Below are 1359 nucleotides of genomic sequence, written 5' to 3'. Positions count from 1 at the left end.
TCCTAGCTCTTTCAATATCCATTGTTCCATATTTGTGATAATAGATGCCAGAGGCGATTCTAGCAAGAACACACACTTGACTCTTTTTGTCAAGTTTTATGTTAAGAAAGATGTTTATAAAGCATAGCTTAAGAAAGGGGGGAATTAGATTCAGCTAAGTAGTGTTATGTATACAGAACCCCCCTAACCCCCCTTAAGAAAGGGGGGAATTAGATTCAGCTGAGTAGTGTTATGTACACCGATCCCCCCTAACCCCCCTTAAGAAAGGGGGGAATTAGAGTCAACTCACCACTACCATGGATAAATCCTGAAAATAATGCCATGACAATAATGCTATGACAACTCACGTTCCTTCAGCTTCAATTAAGGGTGCTGGCATCGGTTTACGCTCTGCCCATTATCAAGATATCCTTACTCATAAACATAGTATACCTTGGTTTGAGGTATTATTAGATAATTATTTAACTTCTCAAGGTTTACCACTCCACTATTTAGAAAAAGTCCGCCAAAACTATCCGGTTACGTTGCATGGCGTCGGTATGTCTTTGGGGTCAACAGACCCTTTAGATTTAGAGTATTTGGCAAATTTAAAACAGTTAGCCCAGCAGATTGAACCAGCATACATTTCCGATCACCTATCCTGGATTTCCGTTTCTGGTCACTATCTTAACGATTTAATTCCTCTTCCTTATACCGAAGCGGTGATGGCACATGTAGCCCAACGGATCTTGCAAGCTCAGGAATTTCTAGGTTGTCGGATTTTGATAGAAAACCCATCGGCTTACGTGAGCTTCACAGATTCAACCATGCCAGAATGGGTATTTATTCAACAATTGTTAGAAAAAGCAGATTGTTACTTGCTCCTAGATGTCAACAATCTTTATGTCACTGCTACTAACCAAGGATTTGACCCCCTTGATTATTTGAATACAATACCAGCAACCAGGGTCAAACAAATACATTTAGCAGGGTATGAAGAACGGGAAGACTATCTATATGATACCCACGGTTATCCCGTTCATCCTCCAGTGTGGCAATTGTATCAAGCAACATTAGAGCGCTTTGGTCCGGTGCCTACTCTGATTGAATGGGATACTGATATCCCAGCTTTTGAGGTATTAATGACTCAAGCTAGTAAAGCTCAGGACTATTTAGATAAGCATTCAGCCGTCAGCCGTGAGCTAAAAGCTCACGCTACTTGAGGTGCCGTCAGCCCTTGGCCACAGGCCGATTAGCTGATAGCTGATAGCTGATAGCTGATAGCTGATAGCTGATAGCTGATAGCTGATAGCTGATAGCTGATAGCTGATAGCTGATAGCTGATAGCTGATAGCTGATAGCTGATAGCTGATAGCTGAT

1 protein-coding gene is annotated in these 1359 nt (G+C 41.7%); it reads left to right on the top strand.

The genetic code is table 11. The features are described 5' to 3' along the window. The first annotated feature begins 335 nt into the window (after positions 1-335). Positions 336-1202 (top strand): MNIO family bufferin maturase, encoded by an 867-nt coding sequence (bufB, locus tag F6K63_RS36905; RefSeq protein WP_287298290.1) that lies wholly within the window; start codon positions 336-338, stop codon positions 1200-1202. Positions 1203-1359: the final 157 nt, after the last annotated feature.

It is taken from the genome of Moorena sp. SIO1G6, assembly GCF_010672795.1.
In the GTDB taxonomy this organism is placed as follows: Bacteria; Cyanobacteriota; Cyanobacteriia; order Cyanobacteriales; family Coleofasciculaceae; genus Moorena; species Moorena producens.
This window is presented reverse-complemented; position numbering and strand designations above follow the sequence as displayed.